Raw genomic sequence first — 15,071 nt, 5'->3', positions numbered from 1 at the left:
GGGCGGGAGCGTGCTGCGGGCCGGGGGCCGCGTGGGGCTGCTGCCCCGGCACCCCGGCGGTGTGCTGCTGGTTCCAGTTCGCCTCGGCCTCGAAGAGCTTCTCGAGCTCGCCGCGGTCGAGGAAGATTCCCCGGCACTCGCTGCACTGGTCGATGACGACTCCGCTGCGCTCGTACTGGCGCATGTCTCCGTGACACTTGGGACAGGTGAGCTGCATTGTTCGACCGTACCCGGTGTGGGCGAATTTTCAGGCCGTCGCGGTCAGCGCCTCGGCTACCTCGTCGTCGGAGACCTCGTGGAAGTCGTCGTAGTAGGCGCTGACCGCCCCGAAGTCGGGCGGACGTTGGGCGCAGACGATCTGGTCGGCCTCGGCGGCCAGCATCTCGTACGCCTCCTGCGAGCCGACCGGCACCGCGACGACGACCCGGCGGGCGCCGAGGTGGCGGGCGACCTCGACGGCGACCCGAGCCGTGGCGCCGGTAGCCAGTCCGTCGTCCACGATCACGGCGGTACGCCCGGACAGGTCCAGCGGTGGGCGACCGGCCCGGTAGCGGGCCTCCCGCCGGTCCAGTTCGGCCTGCTCGCGACGCTGCACCTCGGCCACGTCGTCGGGGCCGAGCCGGGCGGCGACCGGGTCGTTGAGCACGCGGACGCCGCCGGGCCCTAGCGCGCCGAAGGCGACCTCGGGGGCGAACGGCATGCCCAGTTTCCGGACCACCAGCACGTCCAGCGGGGCGCCGATCCGGTCGGCGACAATCCGTGCCACCGGCACGCCGCCGCGGACCAGTCCCAGCACGATGACGTCGGGCTGGCCGACAAGGCCGGTCAGTCGTTCGGCGAGCTGCCGGCCGGCGTCCTCACGATCGCGGTAGGTGCTCATGTCTCCAGGTCTACGCCCTGGCGTGCGACTCCGCCCGGGAAACGGGAACACGAGTGGGGGGCGAGGATCAGCGCGGGGGCCCACACCAGCAGGGCGAGCGGGTAGAGGAGGTACCCGAAGCGGGTGGAGGGCATCAGCAGGATCGCCGCTAGCAGGCCGTACCCGCAGATCAACGCGGTGGCTGCGGCGGTGCGGGGCGGGCGGAGCAGCAGCCGGCCGGCGATGGCCAGTCCGGCCGCGACGAGCAGCGCGGCGGCGATCACCCGGCCGGCCGGCAGCGTGGTCGCCACGAGGTGCCCGGGGAAGGGCGACTGTGCAGGGCTGGTGACCAGGCCGTGGCCGAGCGGGAACCGCAGCACGTTCTCCACCAGGGCGTCCCGGTCGACCAGCAGGGCGGGGAGCAGGGCGAGGACCGGCAGGCCGAGCGCCCCGGCGGCGACCCGCAGGCCGGCCCGCCGGGTGACGCCCCAGAAGATCAGCACCAGGGCGACCGGCCAGGCGAAGAGCTTCAGCGCCCCGGCGAGCCCGACGGCGATGCCGGTCGCGGCGGGTCGGCCGGCGGCGGCGAACGCCAGGGCGAGCAGGCAGAGCGCGAGTACGGGCAGGTCGTCGCCGCCGGTGGCGAGGGTGAGCGCGCAGACCGGCAGCACGGTGGCGGCCTGGACGCCGCGCAGCACCGCGGCGGGGGCCGGCCGCCCGGTGGGGAATCGGCGGGTGTCGCGCAGGGTAGCCACGGCCAGCGCCAGCACCAGCGCGGTGACCAGCGCGAACCAGACCCGGGAGTCGGTCCACCAGGCGTCGGCGGCGGCCCGGGGCAGCCCGAAGAGCGCCATCCCCGGCTGGTAGGGCGTGTAGCCGAGCAGCCGTTCGTCGGCGGGGAGCGCCGCGATGGCGTCGTGACCGAGGTACGGGGTGCCGGTCTCCGTCAGCCGGATCCCGGCGTGCTCGATTACCACCACCTCCTCCTGCGCCCGGTCGGTACGCCCGGCCGCCCGCTGCACGCTCTGCGCCACGAGGGGCAGCAGGGCGGTGGTGAGCCAGGTCAGCCCGGTGACCGCCGAGCGGGCGGCGGTGCCGGCCCAGGCCGGGCGCTGCCGGCGGGCGAGGAGCTGACCGGTGGACAGCAGGGCGGCGAGCAGGTAGCCGACCGCGGCGACGCCTCCCCAGGCGCGGTGCGGGGGCAGGGTGGAGGTGACCGCGGTGATCGCGGCGAAGGCGGCGGATACGGCGTACAGGCCGAGGTCGAGGGTGAGGCCGCCGGCGGTGGAGTCGACGGCCCGCCAGGTGCGGGCAGCTCGGGTGGGGGCGGTCACGCCGGCAAGTGTGGCAGACCGGCGTTGCGGGGCCGCGCGGGTGGACGGCGGCCGGCGGCGAGCCGGATGACGGCGCCGGTGTCGTGCAGCGGTGGAACGAGGACGCCCGGGCGACCACCCGGCCCGCGGTGCAGGGCGGCCAGGAGACCGCCGGCGGGCAGCGGGCGGGCGAAGAGGTGACCCTGCCCGGCGGCGCAGCCCAGTTCCCAGAGGGCTCGGCGCTGCGGCTCGCTCTCCACGCCCTCGGCCACCACGGTCAGGTCGAGGCTGCGACCCAGGTCGAGGGTGGAGCGGATGACCGCGGCGGCCTCCGGTGAGCCGTCCATCGCGGTGACGAAGCTCCGGTCGATCTTCAGCTCGTGGACGGGAATGCGGGAGAGCAGGGAGAGTGAGGAGTAGCCGGTGCCGAAGTCGTCGAGGGCGAGCCGGACTCCAGCGTCGCGCAGCCGGTTGAGCACCTGGTCGACGACGTCGAGCTGGCTGAGGGTCAGCGTCTCGGTCAGTTCCAGCACGAGTCGGTCCGGCGGCAGGTCGTGGGCCCGCAGCCGGGCCAGGACCGCGCCGGGGAAGCGGGCGTCGAGCAGGCTGCGTGGGGACACGTTGACCGAGACCGGCAGGTCGAAGCCGGCGGTACGCCAGGTGACGGCGGCCAGCAGGGCCTGGTCGAGGATCGCCTCGGCGAACGCCGGCAGCAGGCCGGAGCGTTCGACGGCCTCGATGAAACGCAGCGGGTCGATCATGCCGTGCACGGGGTGGCGCCAGCGGGCCAGTGCCTCGGCGCCGGTCACCGCGCCGGTGCCCAGATCCACGATGGGCTGGAAGTTGACGGTGAACTCCTGGTCGGCGACGGCCCGGGGCAGTTCACCGCCGAGGGTGAGCCGGCCGACGTCGGCGGTGTCCCGGGTCGGGGCGTACGTGGCGATCCGCTGCCCGGCCCGTTTGGCCTGGTACATCGCCACGTCGGCGCGGCGCAGCAGTTCCGGCATGCCGCCGCTGGACGGGGCGGCGGCGATGCCGCCGCTGGCCTCCACGCTGATTCGCATCCCGTCCACGTCGAACGGCTCGTGCAGGACGCCGATCAGCGTTTCCGCCCGGTGCGCGGCGACCGCGGGGGCGGGCAGGCCGCGCAGCAGCACGGCGAACTCGTCGCCGCCGAGACGGGCCACCAGGTCGATGTCCCGGGCGGCGTCGCGAAGCCGGTCGGCGACCTGGGTGAGGACCTGGTCCCCGGCGGCGTGGCCGAGGGTGTCGTTGACCTCCTTGAAGTGGTTGAGGTCGATCAGGACCAGCGCGGTGATTCCCTCGGCGTGTCGCGTGCCGAGCAGTTCGGTGCCGCTCTCCAGCAGGTGCCGGCGGTTGGCGAGGCCGGTGAGGGCGTCGTGGGTGGCGGCGTGCTCGTGTTCGGCGGCCACCCGGGCCAGTTCGGCGTACGCCCGGGCGTTGCGGACGGCGGTGCACAGCGCCGAGGCGAAGGTGCGCAGGGTGTACTGCTCGCGTTCGGAGAGTCGCACCGGCCCGTGGAAGCGCAGTCGCAGGGTGCCGACGTCGACGGTCCGGTCGTGCCCCTCGAGGCGGGCGGTGACCACCGCGCCGTCGATCGGGCTGGGTTCGCTGGCCGGCCCGTCGTACGTGATGGCGCCGCCGGCGCCGCGGATCGTCCGGCCGTCGTAGCCGAGCACGATCTCGACCTCGTCGGCGGAGAAGAGTTCGGCGGCCTGGGTCACCGCGGTGGTGAGGACCTTGTCGAGGTCCACCACGTTCAGCGCGTCGGTGGTTCGGGCGAGCCGCTGCCACGCCTGTTGCTCGGTGCGGGTGCGAATCCGGGTGGAGTAGGCGAGGTGCAGGCTGAGCACCAGGGGTGGCACGGCCAGCAGCAGCCGGGGGTCGGCGCGGAGCAGGACCAGGGTGCAGGCGGCCACCACGAACCGCACCACGAAGCCGCCGATCCGCAAATCGAGGTTGCTGCGGAACTGGCGGGAGATCCGGGTGCCCGAGGCGATGGCGATGACAGGTATCGCCAGCACGTCGTCCAGCAGGGCGGCGACCAGGTAGGCGATGGCCAGGAGCCCGACCTGCCGGGCGATGCCCATGGTGGGCGCCCAGTTCAGGGCCGCCAGCGTGGCGCCGGCCACGGAGGCGAGGATGGTGTTCTTGCCGACGCCGAAGAACAACTTGATCGCGGGGAGGCGCCAGGAGGCCAGCGCGGCGCCGACGGCCGTGCAGAGCACGGCCCAGGGCAGGGGCGCGAGGGCCACGGTGAGCACGATCGCCATCTCGCTCCAACTGATCAGGTGGGTGGTGGACCTGATCCGGATGCGGACCTTGACCGAGGTGCCCAACGCGACCATCAGAGCGAGGGCGAGCAGCACGGCTGCGTCGTCGATGGACCGGGGTGGGACGGAGACCACGGTGGCCCAGAGCGCGGCGAGGGCCATGCAGGTCGCGAGAACGACGACGAGACCGACGAGCAGCCGGAGCTGCCGATCGGTCTCATTCTCGCGTCGCCTGGTAAGAGTCACACCACTCCCGGCTGACTACCTCACCTCTGGCCGCAGCCTATCGCGCGGGATCCAAAGGCCACAGGTACCGAACTCAGCCCCACTCGCTGCCGCGCATGTACTGCCTCCCTCGCCACCCGGGCACCCGCCTTATTTGCTGGCGATGTGCTGCTTCGTTGACGATTGGCAGCCTAAGTGAGGTTGGCGATAATTAGGAGGTGTATATGTAATTTCATTCAACATAAGCCAACACTGTGGCTATTCATGACTTTCCGTTTATCGGGTCTGTGCGGAGAGCGGTAAGGTCCTTCTTTTGCGTACGCGCGCCGATGCGTCAGGTGTTCGGGTCGATGTGGGGGAAGACCCAGGGCAGTCCCAGTGTCGCGGCAGGGCGAGCACTGTTCATCCGGACTTCGGTTCGAGTCCTCCGTCGGATCAGGCGAGGGGCCGGTCGAGATGATTCGGAACTGTACCCGGCTGCTGAATTGCGAATGATTGGGGTCCGAGACCGGATTCTCGGGTCGGCCGGGAACCGTGTCGTCGCATTCTCGGAGATATGGGCCATTGTTGGCCCGGAGGTGCAGATCGCCGTGCCCGGATCGCCCGGTGCGGATCGTGGTACGGCGCCGGTGGTCACCGTGGGACGCGGCACGATCCGCCGGTCTGCGCCGTCGGGGCGTACCAGGACCGGAGCGCCGTACGGAGACCGGACGATAGGCTCGGCGCCGTGACCGAACCCGGGCAGCTCACCCACGTCGACACGGCGGGCGCCGCCCGCATGGTCGACGTCTCCGCCAAGCCGGTCTCCGGCCGGCTCGCCGTCGCCGCCGGCCGGCTGCGCACCACCGCCGAGGTGGTCGACCTGCTACGCCGCGACAGCCTGCCCAAGGGCGACGCCCTCGCGGTCGGCCGGCTCGCCGGCATCATGGGCGCCAAGCGCACCCCCGACCTGATCCCGCTCTGCCACCCGATCGCGCTGCACGGCGTCACGGTCGACCTCGAACTCACCGCCGACACCGTCGAGATCATCGCGACGGCGCGGACGGCCGACCGCACCGGGGTGGAGATGGAGGCGTTGACCGCCGTGGCGGTCGCCGGCCTCGCCCTGGTCGACATGGTCAAGGCGGTCGACCCGGCCGCCAGCGTGGAGGCCGTCCGGGTGCTCCGCAAGGAAGGCGGCAAGACCGGCGAGTGGGTCCGCCCGGTGGACCGGCCGTGATCCGCGCGCGGGTGGTGGTCGCCTCCAACCGGGCCGCCGCTGGCGTCTATGCCGACACCAGCGGACCACTGCTGGTGTCGGGGCTGCGCGAGCTGGGTTGTGCCGTCGACGACCCGGTGGTGGTACCCGACGGGGAGCCGGTGGGCGAGGCGCTGCGGGCCGCCCTCGCCGACGGCGTCGACGTGGTGCTGACCAGTGGCGGCACCGGAATCACCCCGACCGACCGGACGCCGGACGTGACCCGGGCCCTGCTCGACTACGAGATCCCCGGCATCGCCGAGGCGATCCGCGCGCACAGCCGGGACCGCGTCCCCAGCTCGGCACTCTCGCGGGGGCTCGCCGGGGTGGCCGGCCGGATGCTGGTGGTCAACCTACCCGGGTCGACCGGTGGGGCCAGGGACGGCCTTGCGGTGCTCGGACCCATCCTGGCCCACGCGGTGGACCAGGTGCGCGGTGGCGACCACTGACGCGTGGCACCGGGCGGCACGGCGATAGGCTCGCCACGACGAGACGCACCCCGGGGAAGGGAGGGCCAGCCGGTGGGCACGAAAACCGCTGCCACGGCGACGGAGGCCGCCGCGCTGCCGCCGGCAGACTGGGAGGAGGCCCGCTCCCGGGTGTACGCGGCTGGCCTCGCCGCCGCCCTGCCGGTGGTCACCCGGCCGCTCGCCGACACCGACGGGCACACGCTCGCCGAGCCGTTGAGCCCCCGGACCGACCTGCCCGCCTTCCCCACCTCCAGCGTGGACGGCTGGGCGGTGCGGGGTCCCGGCCCGTGGGACGTCGTCGGGCGGGCGCTGGCCGGGAACACCCCGCCGCCGTTGACCGCCGACGGCACCACCGTCGAGATCGCCACCGGGGCGATGGTCCCGGAGGGCACCAGCGCCGTACTGCGGGTCGAGGAGTCGAGCCGTACGCCGGACGGGCGCGTCACCGGCACACCCCGACCGAACCCGGAGTGGCGGGAGCCGGGTGAGGAGGCGAACGCGGGCGAGGAACTGCTCCCCGCCGGCACCCCGGTCGACCCGGCGTTGATCGGGCTGGCCGCCTCCTGCGGCCACGACCAGCTACGGGTGCGCCGACAGCCCCGGGCCGCGCTGCTGGTCTTCGGCGACGAGCTGTTGAGCGCCGGTCCACCCGGCTTCGGCCGGGTCCGCGACGCGCTCGGCCCGGCGGTGCCGGGCTGGCTGCGCCGCTACGGCTGCCAGGTGCGCCCCGCCGACGTGGTCGGTCCGGTCGCGGACACGCTCCCCGCCCACGTCGCCGCGTTGCGCGCCGCGCTCGACAGCGCCGACCTGGTCTGCACCACCGGCGGCACCATGCACGGCCCGGTCGACCACCTGCACCCGGCGCTGGCGGCGTTGGGTGCGGAGTACGTGGTGAACACCGTCGCGGTCCGTCCCGGTTTTCCGATGCTGCTGGCCCGGGTGGCCGGCGCCGACGGGCGGCTCCGGTTCGTGGCCGGGCTGCCGGGCAACCCACAGTCCGCGATCGTCGCCCTGGTCTCCCTGGTCGCGCCGCTGCTGGCCGGGCTGACCGGTCGGCCCGTGCCGGAGTTGCCGCACGCCGCGCTCGCCGAGCCGGTGCCCGGACGGGGCGCGTACACCCATCTGGCGCTGGTCCGGCTGGACCGGGCGGCGGGCACCGCCCACCCGGTGCGCCACGTCGGCTCGGCGATGCTGCGCGGGCTGGCCGGCGCGGACGGCTTCGCGGTGATCCGGCCCGGTGCCACCGGCGAGGTCGGCGCGCGGGTGCCGGTCGTGCCGCTGCCGCTGCTGCCGGGGGAGCGCTCGTGATGGACGCCGACGGGGCCGTGACCGTCCTCGCCGTCACCGACGGGCCGCTGGACGTGGCCGCCCACGAGGCGGCGGTCGCCGGCCGCCGGGCCGGCGCGGTCGTCTCCTTCCAGGGCGTCGTCCGCGACCACGACCACGGCCGGCCGGTCACCCTGCTGGAGTACGAGGGGCACCCGAGCGCGGAGGTCGTGCTCCGCGAGGTCGCCGCCGAGATCGCCGCCGACCCCGACGTCTACGCGGTCGCGGTCTCGCACCGGATCGGCCGGCTGGAGATCGGCGACGCCGCCCTGGTCGCGGCGGTCAGCACCGCGCACCGGGCTGCGGCCTTCGCTGCCTGCGCCCGGCTGGTCGACGAGGTCAAGGCACGACTGCCGATCTGGAAACGGCAGGTATTCGCCGACGGCACCGAGGAGTGGGTCAACTGCCCCTGACCGGACCGGGTCGGTTTCGGTAGCAGGCGTCGGCGGCCCCGCGCGGCAGGTCAGCGCCGGCCGGCGACGGCCGGTACGCGGGCCAGCCGGTCGGTGTAGAACGCTGGTTCGGCACCCGGCCGCCAGGGCAGCGTGGCCACCAGCACGATGAGCGCCAGTGCCAGCGAGTTCTCCATCAGCGCGCCGAACAGGCCGTCGTGGTAGTGGGACACCTCCGGGAGTTGGTGCTCGTACGGCCAGATCGGCGAGACCAGGAAGAGCAGGTAGAGACCGAGGGCTGCGACGGCGTGTCGCAGACCGGTCAGCGTCGGGTACCAGATCGGCGGGCGCAGCCCGTTGACCGGTGGTCCCTTGTACGCCGACGACTGCGCGGCCCGTAGGGCCAGGCCGCGACTCGCCTCGTGTCGGCGTACCGCGGCGTCGCCGAGCACGATGATCGCCGGGATCACCCAGACCAGATGGTGGGTCCAGGAGATCGGGCTGATCACGTTGGCGGTCAGCCCGACGAGTGTGAACGCGGTCAGTTCGTCGCCGTCGGCGCGGGCGGTGGCGGCCCGGGACAGCCCGAGTGCCAGGATCAGCACGGAGAACGACAGCCAGAGCAGGCCGGGCGTCTCGATGGAGTCGTACAGCCTGGCCAGTAGGCCGGCCAGCGACTGGTTGGGAGTCATGTCGGCGGCGCCGACCCGCTCGGTCTGCCAGAGCACCCCGGTGAAGTACGCCCGTGACTCCGGGCCGACCAGGGCGAACGTGCCGAGGGTGACGCCGATGGTGGTGCCGACCGCGGTGGCCGCGACCCGCCACTGCCGGGTCACCAGCAGGTAGACGACGAACAGCGCGGGGGTCAGCTTCACCGCGGTGGCCAGACCGATGCCCATGCCGGCCCACGATCCGCTGTAGAGGAAGCGCAGCAGGACCCCGTCGGTGCGGCGGCCGTGGGTGCCACGCCGGGAGCGCCAGCGCAACCCGACCATATCGGCCATGATCAGTGCGAAGAGCAGCAGGTTGACCTGGCCGTACCCGAGGGTCTCCCGGACCGGTTCGAGGGCGACGGACATCGACGTGGCGATCCCGACGGTGAACCAGAGCGACCAGCCGAGCCGGTCGACGATCGGGCGCAGCAGCGCGGCCAGCACGACGGCCAGCGCGCCGATGCTGCCCGCCGCGTTGACCCAGCCGGCGGCCTCGACCGGCAGGGGCGCCATCGGCAGCATCGCCAGGGCGGCGAAGGGTGGGTAGGTGAAGCCGAGGGTGGTGGTCGGTGCGATGAAGTCGTAGAGGTCATGACCGCTCGCCCACCACACCACCGCGCCGTGGTAGATCTTCATGTCGAAGAAGTTGTACGGTCGCCCGAACAGGCCGATGGCGAGCCATGCGGCGTAGGCGACGGTGGCGACGATGCCGATCCGTACGACTGTCCTGCGATCGATGCCACGCGTTGCGCGATGGACCGGGGCGAGGCGGTCCATCGCTCGACCGACGGTCGTCGGCATGGCGTGGCCACCCCCGTACCAAGGTCGTCCTATCCGTCCAGGTCCGGTACGGAGCCTAGAACGGCGCCTCACGTTGATGCCTCCCGCGTTATACGACCGTGTCCGATCCCACACATGTTTTTGACATTTCCACCGCGTTAACGGCAGTCGGGTGGTTCAGGTAATTCGCGGCCTTGCGGGGGTGGTGGCCGGATTGATGCAGGTCAGCCGGGGAGCTTGCGCGCCGTGGCGGCCGATCGGAGGGCGATCCGTGCCTCCCGGCGGGCCGTACGGACGGCGCGCCGGACGGAACGGCGGGAGTGGCCGATGCGATGGCCCGCCCGCCAGCGCAGACCCGGCTTCCCCTCGGTGTCGGCGGCGGCCAGCAGCAGCCCGCCGAAGAGACCGAGGTTCTTCAGGAAGTGGATCTGGTTGTTGGTCCGCGTCGCCGGATCGTCGTTGCTCCAGAACGGATGGCCGGCGGCGGTGGTGGGCACCAGGGTGCCGGCGAGCAGCAGCGCGGCGGGCCGGGTGAACCTGCCCGTGGCGAACATCAGCCCGGCGGCGAGTTGAACGGCCGCATTGGCGCGGATCAGGGTCTCGGTGTCGGTGGGCAACTGCGGGGCGGCCCGTTGGATCAGGGGGGCGACCCGGTCGGTGATCGGCTTGGCGGTCGGGACGAGGCGCTGGGGGTGCTGGAAGTGACGGGCGCCGCTGACCACGAAGATGCCGCTCAACATGACGCGGGCGAGGAAGCGCACGGGTTTCATGGGTCAGTCATACCCCGTCGGAGCGGCGGCTACCCCGACAACCGCCGATCCTGATCGGTGCAGGTGGACGCCACGCCGATTGGAGCGACCGTCGCTGATGGACCGGCGGGGGCGGGTAACGTCGCGCGGGTGACGACGCTGCGGTTGCGCCCCGAGGAGCCGGCCGACACCGGCCCGGTCCGCCAGGTGCTGGCCGCCGCGTTCGCCCGTCCGGACGGCACCACCCCGGGCGAGGTGACGCTCGTCGAGGAGTTGCGGGGCAGCGAGGCGTGGATTCCCGAGCTGGCCATGGTGGCCGAGTACGGCGGTGAGGTTGTCGGGTACGCCCTGCTGAGCCGCGTCCACGTCACGTCCAACGCGGTCCGGTGGCCTGCGCTGGCGCTCGGGCCGGTCGGGGTGGCCCCGCACCGGCAGCGGGTCGGCCACGGCACCGCCGTGGTGCAGGCCGCGCTGGACGCGGCGACCGAGCTGGGCGAGCGGCTGGTGGTGGTGCTCGGCGACCCGGGCTACTACCGGCGGTTCGGGTTCGACCCGGCGGACCGGCTGGGGTTGACCAGCCCGTGGTCCGGTCTGGGTGAGCCCTGGCAGGCGCTGGTGCTGCCGCCGGACGTCAGCGGCGAGCCCGCGCCGCCGTCGGGCGAGGTGCTCTTCCCGCCGCCCTGGTCCCGCGTCTGACCCGTCAGCTGGGTTGGGTGCGCAGGTATCGACCGAAGTGCGGGACGGTGAAGGCGACGGTGCCCCGTTCGCCGGAGTAGATCAGCCCTTTCTTGATCAGCGCGTCGCGGGCGGGGGAGAGGCTGGCCGGTTTGCGCCCGAGCGTGCGGGCGATCTCGGCGGTCGGCACCGCCGCGTCCATGTCGTCCCGGCCGCCGTCGTCCTCCGCCTGCACCAGCGACAGCGTCGCCATGGCCCGCATGTACTCGCGTTCGGCCGGGGTGGCCCGCTCGAAGCGGGAACCGAAGAACCCCACTGCCAGTTCGGCCTCCGCCTCGGGGGCGGCGACCCGGACGTCCGCCGCGGTGATCGGGGACCGGGGCGCGTGGTCCCAGGTGGCCTTTCCGTACGCCTGAACGAAGTACGGGTAACCGCCGGACTTCTCGTAGAGCAGGTCCAGGGCCTTCTGCTCGTACTCGACCTCCTCCCGCGCCGCCGGCGCGCAGAGCGCCTGGTCGGCGGCGAGCCGGTCCAGTCGGTCGATCCGCTGGTAGCGGAAGAGCCGTTCCGAGTACGACTTGGCCGCGCTGAGCACGGCCGGCAGGTGCGGCAGACCGGCGCCGACCACGATCAGCGGGGCGCCGAGCTGGGAGAGTTCGTGGCAGGCGGCGCAGAGCGCGGATACGTCCTCCGCGCCGAGGTCCTGCATCTCGTCGATGAAGACGGCAACCCCGGTGCCCACGTCGGCGGCGACCCCGGCAGCGTCGGTGAGCAGCTCGACCAGGTCGATCTCGATGTCGCCGGAGTCGGCCCGGCCGCTGCTCGCCGGCACGTCGATGCCGGGCTGCCAGCGGTCGCGCAGCTTCGGGGCGGCGGCCCCGCGTGCGGTCGGCGCGGTGCGCTGCGCGAACGCCCTGAGCACGCCGAGGAAGGCGTCGATCCGGTCCGGGGCGCGGTGCCGGGGCGCCAGCTCGCGGACCGCCATGTGCAGGGCGGCGGCGATCGGGCGGCGCAGCGACTGATCCGGCCGGGCCTCGATCTTGCCGGTGCCCCAGAGCCGGTTGATCGCCTGTGAGCGGAGCGTGTTGAGCAGCACCGTCTTGCCGACGCCGCGCAGCCCGGTGAGCATCAGGCTGCGCTCCGGGCGGCCTCGGGCGATGCGTTCCAGGACGATGTCGAAGACATCCAGTTCCCGCCCCCGCCCGGCGAGTTCGGGCGGGCGCTGGCCGGCGCCCGGGGCGTACGGGTTGCGGACCGGATCCACGCATCGCACAGTATCGGCCCGTCTAGCCGTGCACCTAGAGATGGCTAGAGAGAGCTAGCGGCGTGTCTTCCGCTCTCGTCCCAAAACTAGGGCTGTCTTGCGTACACGCTAGACAGCCCTAGTTTTGGCTACCGAAGTGGTCAGCGTTTCTTCAGGCAGAGGACGAAGTCCAGCGAGTCCAGCTCACTGTCGAAGAAGTACCAGTCCGTGTAGCCCGCCACCGCCCCGCACTTCGCCTCGGCGTCCCGCTCGCCGCTGGTCTGCCCGTCGAACCGGCGCAGCACCTCGTACGCCCGCGGGGCGCAGTCGGCGATCAGCAGCTTCGGCTTCCCACCGGCCGGCCCGTCGTTACGGACGCACTGTCCGGCCTTCACGAAACGCGGATCCGCGGAGGAGGCCGGAGCCGGAGTGGTGGGTACCGATCCGACCGGCCCCGGCCCCGGGCCCGCCGCGCCCGGCCCGGCGTTCGCGGTCTGTTCGATGACGCCGGTCGGCGAGCCCGCGTCGTCCGCCACACCAGTCCGATGCCAAAGAACGGCCGCGCCACCGAGGGCGACGACCGCCAGCACGGCCAGCACCGCCAGCAGCGGCCCGCGTCCGCGCCTCGGGCGCGGCGGTGTCGGCTCGGTGAGGTACGCCGCCGGGCCGCCCGGCTGGTACGGCACCGTCGGCGGCTGGTACCCGACCGTCGTGTGCCCGCCCGGCTGCCAGCCCTGCGCGGCGGGCGACCCGCCCCAGCCGCCCGGGTGGTGCGGCTCAGGCGTGGCGCCGTACGCGTCGCCGGGGCGCCGCCCATCCCACGGCGGGGGGGCACCGTCGGGTGGTCCGTAGTTCGCCATGCACGCCTCCTGCGCACTCCACTGCTGAGAGCCCGGCCACCGCCACGGGACGCCGACACCCTGGTCACCGTAACGTGGTCCACCGATGGGCTCACCTTCCTCACGTACGCCGGCCGGGCCAGCGTTGGTCTGGACCGCGCTGGCGTTGGTCTACGTCCTCTGGGGCTCCACCTACCTCGGCATCCGGATCGCCGTGGAGACGCTGCCGCCGCTCGCCTCGGCCGCCCTCCGGTTCGCCGCGGCGGCGCTGGTGCTCGCCGCCGTCCTACGGCTGCGCCGGGGACCGGGAGCGCTTCGGGTTGACCGCCGGCAGTTCGGTTCGGCCGCGTTGGTCGGGGTGCTGTTGCTGGCCGGCGGCAACGGGCTGGTGGTGCTCGCCGAGTCCGGCCCGGCCGGGGTGGCCGTTCCGTCGGGCATCGCGGCCCTGCTGGTCGCCACCGTCCCGCTGCTCGTGGCGCTGCTCCGTACGGCCAGCGGCGACCGGCCCCGCGGGTGGACCTTCGCCGGGGTGACCGTCGGCTTCCTCGGCCTGGTGCTGCTGGTGCTCCCCACCGGCGAGGCGGGGGCGGTGCCGCTGGCCGGGGCGCTCACCGTGGTCGCGGGGGCGACCTGCTGGTCGGTCGGCTCGTTCCTCTCCGGGCGCCTGCGGATGCCCACCGACCCCTTCGTCGCCACCGTGTACCAGATGGTCGCGGGGGCCGCTGTGCTGGCCGCGCTCGGCCTGGCCCGGGGCGAACTGCGCGGCTTCTCGCCGGCCGAGGTGACCGGCCGGTCGTGGGCCGCGCTGGCGTACCTGATGGTCGCCGGTTCGCTGGTCGCCTTCACCGCGTACGTCTGGCTGCTGCACCACGCGCCAATCTCGCTGGTCGCCACGTACGCGTACGTGAACCCGGTGGTGGCGGTCGTGCTCGGCGCGCTGCTGGTCGCCGAGCCGGTCACCTCGCAGGTGCTGATCGGCGGCGCGGTGATCGTGGCGGGGGTGGCGCTGGTGGTGAGCAGCGAGCGGCCCCGGCAGCCGTCCGGGAAGGTTGGCGGGGCAACGGCGGAGCCCGCGCGCCGGTAACGTCCCGACCCGTGTCCGTCGGGCTGCTGACCGCCGCCGCGCTGCTCGGCGCCCTCGCCGGCGTGCTGTCCGGCCGTGCCGCGCCGGTACTCGCCCGACGCTTCCCCGGCCCGGCGCCACCGACCGCGCCGGACCCGGCCGCCGGTTGCGCGCGGAGTTCGCGGCGTGGGCCTCCTGGATGCGCCGAACGGCCGGTGCCGACCGCGCCGGACCCGGCCGCCGGCTGCGCGCGGAGTTCGCGGAGTGAGCGTTCCGGCCGCGTCAACCGGCCGCGGCCACCGATCGGGCCGGGCCCGACCGCCGGCCGTACCGACCAGCCGGCACGCCGGATTCGGGCGTATGCGGTGTCGGGTGCCGTGGGGGCGGTGGTCTTCGGCGGGCTGGCCGCCGCACGCGGCGCCGACCCGGCCCTGCCCGGCTACCTGCTGATGGCCGGCGGTGGGCTGGTGTTGGCCCGGGTGGACCTCGTCTGCCTGCGCCTGCCCGACCCGCTGGTGGCGGCCATCGCTCTGACCGGCGGCGCCGGCCTGGTGGCCGCCGCGTCGGCCACCGGGACGCCGGCCCGGCTGTGGGCAGCGCTCGCCGGGGTGGTGCTCTCCTTCACCGGGTACGCGCTGCTGGCCCTCCTGCCCGGCTCGCGGCTCGGCTACGGCGACGTGAAGCTCGCCGCCGTCCTCGGGCTGCCGCTCGGCTGGATCGGCTGGCCGGCCCTCGGGCTCGGCGTGCTCCTCCCGCACCTCCTCAATGGGGTGGTGGTGCTCGGCCTGTTGGCCGCCCGCCGGGTCCGCCGGGACACCGCACTCCCCTTCGGCCCGGCGCTGCTCGCCGGCGCCTGGCTCGCCGTGCTGCTCACCTGACCATCACTCCCACCG

Annotated in this window: 15 protein-coding genes; 7 read left to right on the top strand and 8 right to left on the bottom strand. The window is 73.7% G+C overall.

The annotated features are described in order from the left end of the window. The 4 genes from E1193_RS22485 to E1193_RS22470 form a co-directional block, all read right to left on the bottom strand. The coding region (locus tag E1193_RS22485; RefSeq protein WP_243707830.1) for a zf-TFIIB domain-containing protein at positions 1-217 on the bottom strand (217 nt) is incomplete at its 3' end. A gap of 30 nt (positions 218-247) precedes the next feature. Continuing rightward, positions 248-880 carry a phosphoribosyltransferase family protein gene (locus tag E1193_RS22480; RefSeq protein WP_132185166.1) on the bottom strand — a complete coding sequence of 211 codons (633 nt, stop codon included), beginning with the start codon at positions 878-880 and terminating at the stop codon, positions 248-250. Further along, positions 877-2,193 (bottom strand): glycosyltransferase 87 family protein, encoded by a 1,317-nt coding sequence (locus E1193_RS22475; RefSeq protein ID WP_132185165.1) that lies wholly within the window; start codon positions 2,191-2,193, stop codon positions 877-879. Before E1193_RS22475 ends, E1193_RS22480 begins: the two co-directional genes overlap by 4 nt. After that, positions 2,190-4,628 (bottom strand): bifunctional diguanylate cyclase/phosphodiesterase, encoded by a 2,439-nt coding sequence (locus E1193_RS22470; RefSeq protein ID WP_132185169.1) that lies wholly within the window; start codon positions 4,626-4,628, stop codon positions 2,190-2,192. Before E1193_RS22470 ends, E1193_RS22475 begins: the two co-directional genes overlap by 4 nt. A 790-nt stretch (positions 4,629-5,418) precedes the next feature. On the opposite strand from E1193_RS22470, the gene moaC reads away from it, so the two are divergent. The 4 genes from moaC (at position 5,419) to E1193_RS22450 (ending at position 8,137) form a co-directional block, all read left to right on the top strand. After that, positions 5,419-5,910, top strand: coding sequence for a cyclic pyranopterin monophosphate synthase MoaC (moaC, locus tag E1193_RS22465; RefSeq protein WP_132185164.1), 492 nt, complete (start codon positions 5,419-5,421; stop codon positions 5,908-5,910). Then, positions 5,907-6,377, top strand: a complete 471-nt coding sequence (locus E1193_RS22460; protein ID WP_132185163.1) for a MogA/MoaB family molybdenum cofactor biosynthesis protein — start codon at positions 5,907-5,909, stop codon at positions 6,375-6,377. The genes moaC and E1193_RS22460 overlap by 4 nt, the downstream gene beginning before the upstream one ends. 114 nt (positions 6,378-6,491) lie before the next feature. Then, positions 6,492-7,706, top strand: a complete 1,215-nt coding sequence (locus tag E1193_RS22455; RefSeq protein WP_243707831.1) for a molybdopterin molybdotransferase MoeA — start codon at positions 6,492-6,494, stop codon at positions 7,704-7,706. Beyond that, positions 7,706-8,137, top strand: coding sequence for a molybdenum cofactor biosynthesis protein MoaE (locus tag E1193_RS22450; RefSeq protein ID WP_132185161.1), 432 nt, complete (start codon positions 7,706-7,708; stop codon positions 8,135-8,137). Before E1193_RS22455 ends, E1193_RS22450 begins: the two co-directional genes overlap by 1 nt. A 50-nt stretch (positions 8,138-8,187) precedes the next feature. Here E1193_RS22450 and E1193_RS22445 read toward each other — a convergent pair whose 3' ends face one another. Then, positions 8,188-9,630, bottom strand: coding sequence for a glycosyltransferase 87 family protein (locus tag E1193_RS22445; RefSeq protein WP_132185160.1), 1,443 nt, complete (start codon positions 9,628-9,630; stop codon positions 8,188-8,190). A gap of 203 nt (positions 9,631-9,833) precedes the next feature. Further along, positions 9,834-10,379 carry a DoxX family protein gene (locus E1193_RS22440; protein WP_132185159.1) on the bottom strand — a complete coding sequence of 182 codons (546 nt, stop codon included), beginning with the start codon at positions 10,377-10,379 and terminating at the stop codon, positions 9,834-9,836. Between the two features lie 129 nt (positions 10,380-10,508). Here E1193_RS22440 and E1193_RS22435 point away from each other — a divergent pair, with 129 nt between their 5' ends. Beyond that, positions 10,509-11,054 (top strand): N-acetyltransferase, encoded by a 546-nt coding sequence (locus tag E1193_RS22435; RefSeq protein WP_132185158.1) that lies wholly within the window; start codon positions 10,509-10,511, stop codon positions 11,052-11,054. A gap of 4 nt (positions 11,055-11,058) precedes the next feature. Here the strand turns inward: E1193_RS22435 and E1193_RS22430 are convergent, their stop codons facing one another. Continuing rightward, complete coding sequence (locus E1193_RS22430) at positions 11,059-12,297, bottom strand: ATP-binding protein (RefSeq protein WP_132185157.1); 1,239 nt, start codon at positions 12,295-12,297, stop codon at positions 11,059-11,061. Between the two features lie 140 nt (positions 12,298-12,437). Then, positions 12,438-12,962 carry a hypothetical protein gene (locus tag E1193_RS22425; protein WP_132185168.1) on the bottom strand — a complete coding sequence of 175 codons (525 nt, stop codon included), beginning with the start codon at positions 12,960-12,962 and terminating at the stop codon, positions 12,438-12,440. Between the two features lie 259 nt (positions 12,963-13,221). Here E1193_RS22425 and E1193_RS22420 point away from each other — a divergent pair, with 259 nt between their 5' ends. Together E1193_RS22420 and E1193_RS33350 are read left to right on the top strand one after the other, a co-directional pair. Further along, positions 13,222-14,199 (top strand): EamA family transporter, encoded by a 978-nt coding sequence (locus E1193_RS22420; protein ID WP_132185156.1) that lies wholly within the window; start codon positions 13,222-13,224, stop codon positions 14,197-14,199. Between the two features lie 11 nt (positions 14,200-14,210). After that, positions 14,211-15,056 (top strand): A24 family peptidase, encoded by an 846-nt coding sequence (locus E1193_RS33350; RefSeq protein ID WP_243707829.1) that lies wholly within the window; start codon positions 14,211-14,213, stop codon positions 15,054-15,056. The last annotated feature ends 15 nt before the right edge of the window (positions 15,057-15,071 follow it).

This window comes from Micromonospora sp. KC606, assembly GCF_004348675.1.
Lineage (GTDB): Bacteria > Actinomycetota > Actinomycetes > Mycobacteriales > Micromonosporaceae > Micromonospora.
This window is presented reverse-complemented; position numbering and strand designations above follow the sequence as displayed.

Coding starts and splice junctions, on each gene's coding strand:
- E1193_RS22480 (WP_132185166.1), bottom strand. CDS start 880: ATGAGCACCTACCGCGATCGTGAGGACGCCGGCCGGCAGCTCGCCGAA.
- E1193_RS22470 (WP_132185169.1), bottom strand. CDS start 4,628: ATGGCCCTCGCCGCGCTCTGGGCCACCGTGGTCTCCGTCCCACCCCGG.
- E1193_RS22450 (WP_132185161.1), top strand. CDS start 7,706: ATGGACGCCGACGGGGCCGTGACCGTCCTCGCCGTCACCGACGGGCCG.
- E1193_RS22445 (WP_132185160.1), bottom strand. CDS start 9,630: ATGCCGACGACCGTCGGTCGAGCGATGGACCGCCTCGCCCCGGTCCAT.
- E1193_RS22440 (WP_132185159.1), bottom strand. CDS start 10,379: ATGAAACCCGTGCGCTTCCTCGCCCGCGTCATGTTGAGCGGCATCTTC.
- E1193_RS22420 (WP_132185156.1), top strand. CDS start 13,222: ATGGGCTCACCTTCCTCACGTACGCCGGCCGGGCCAGCGTTGGTCTGG.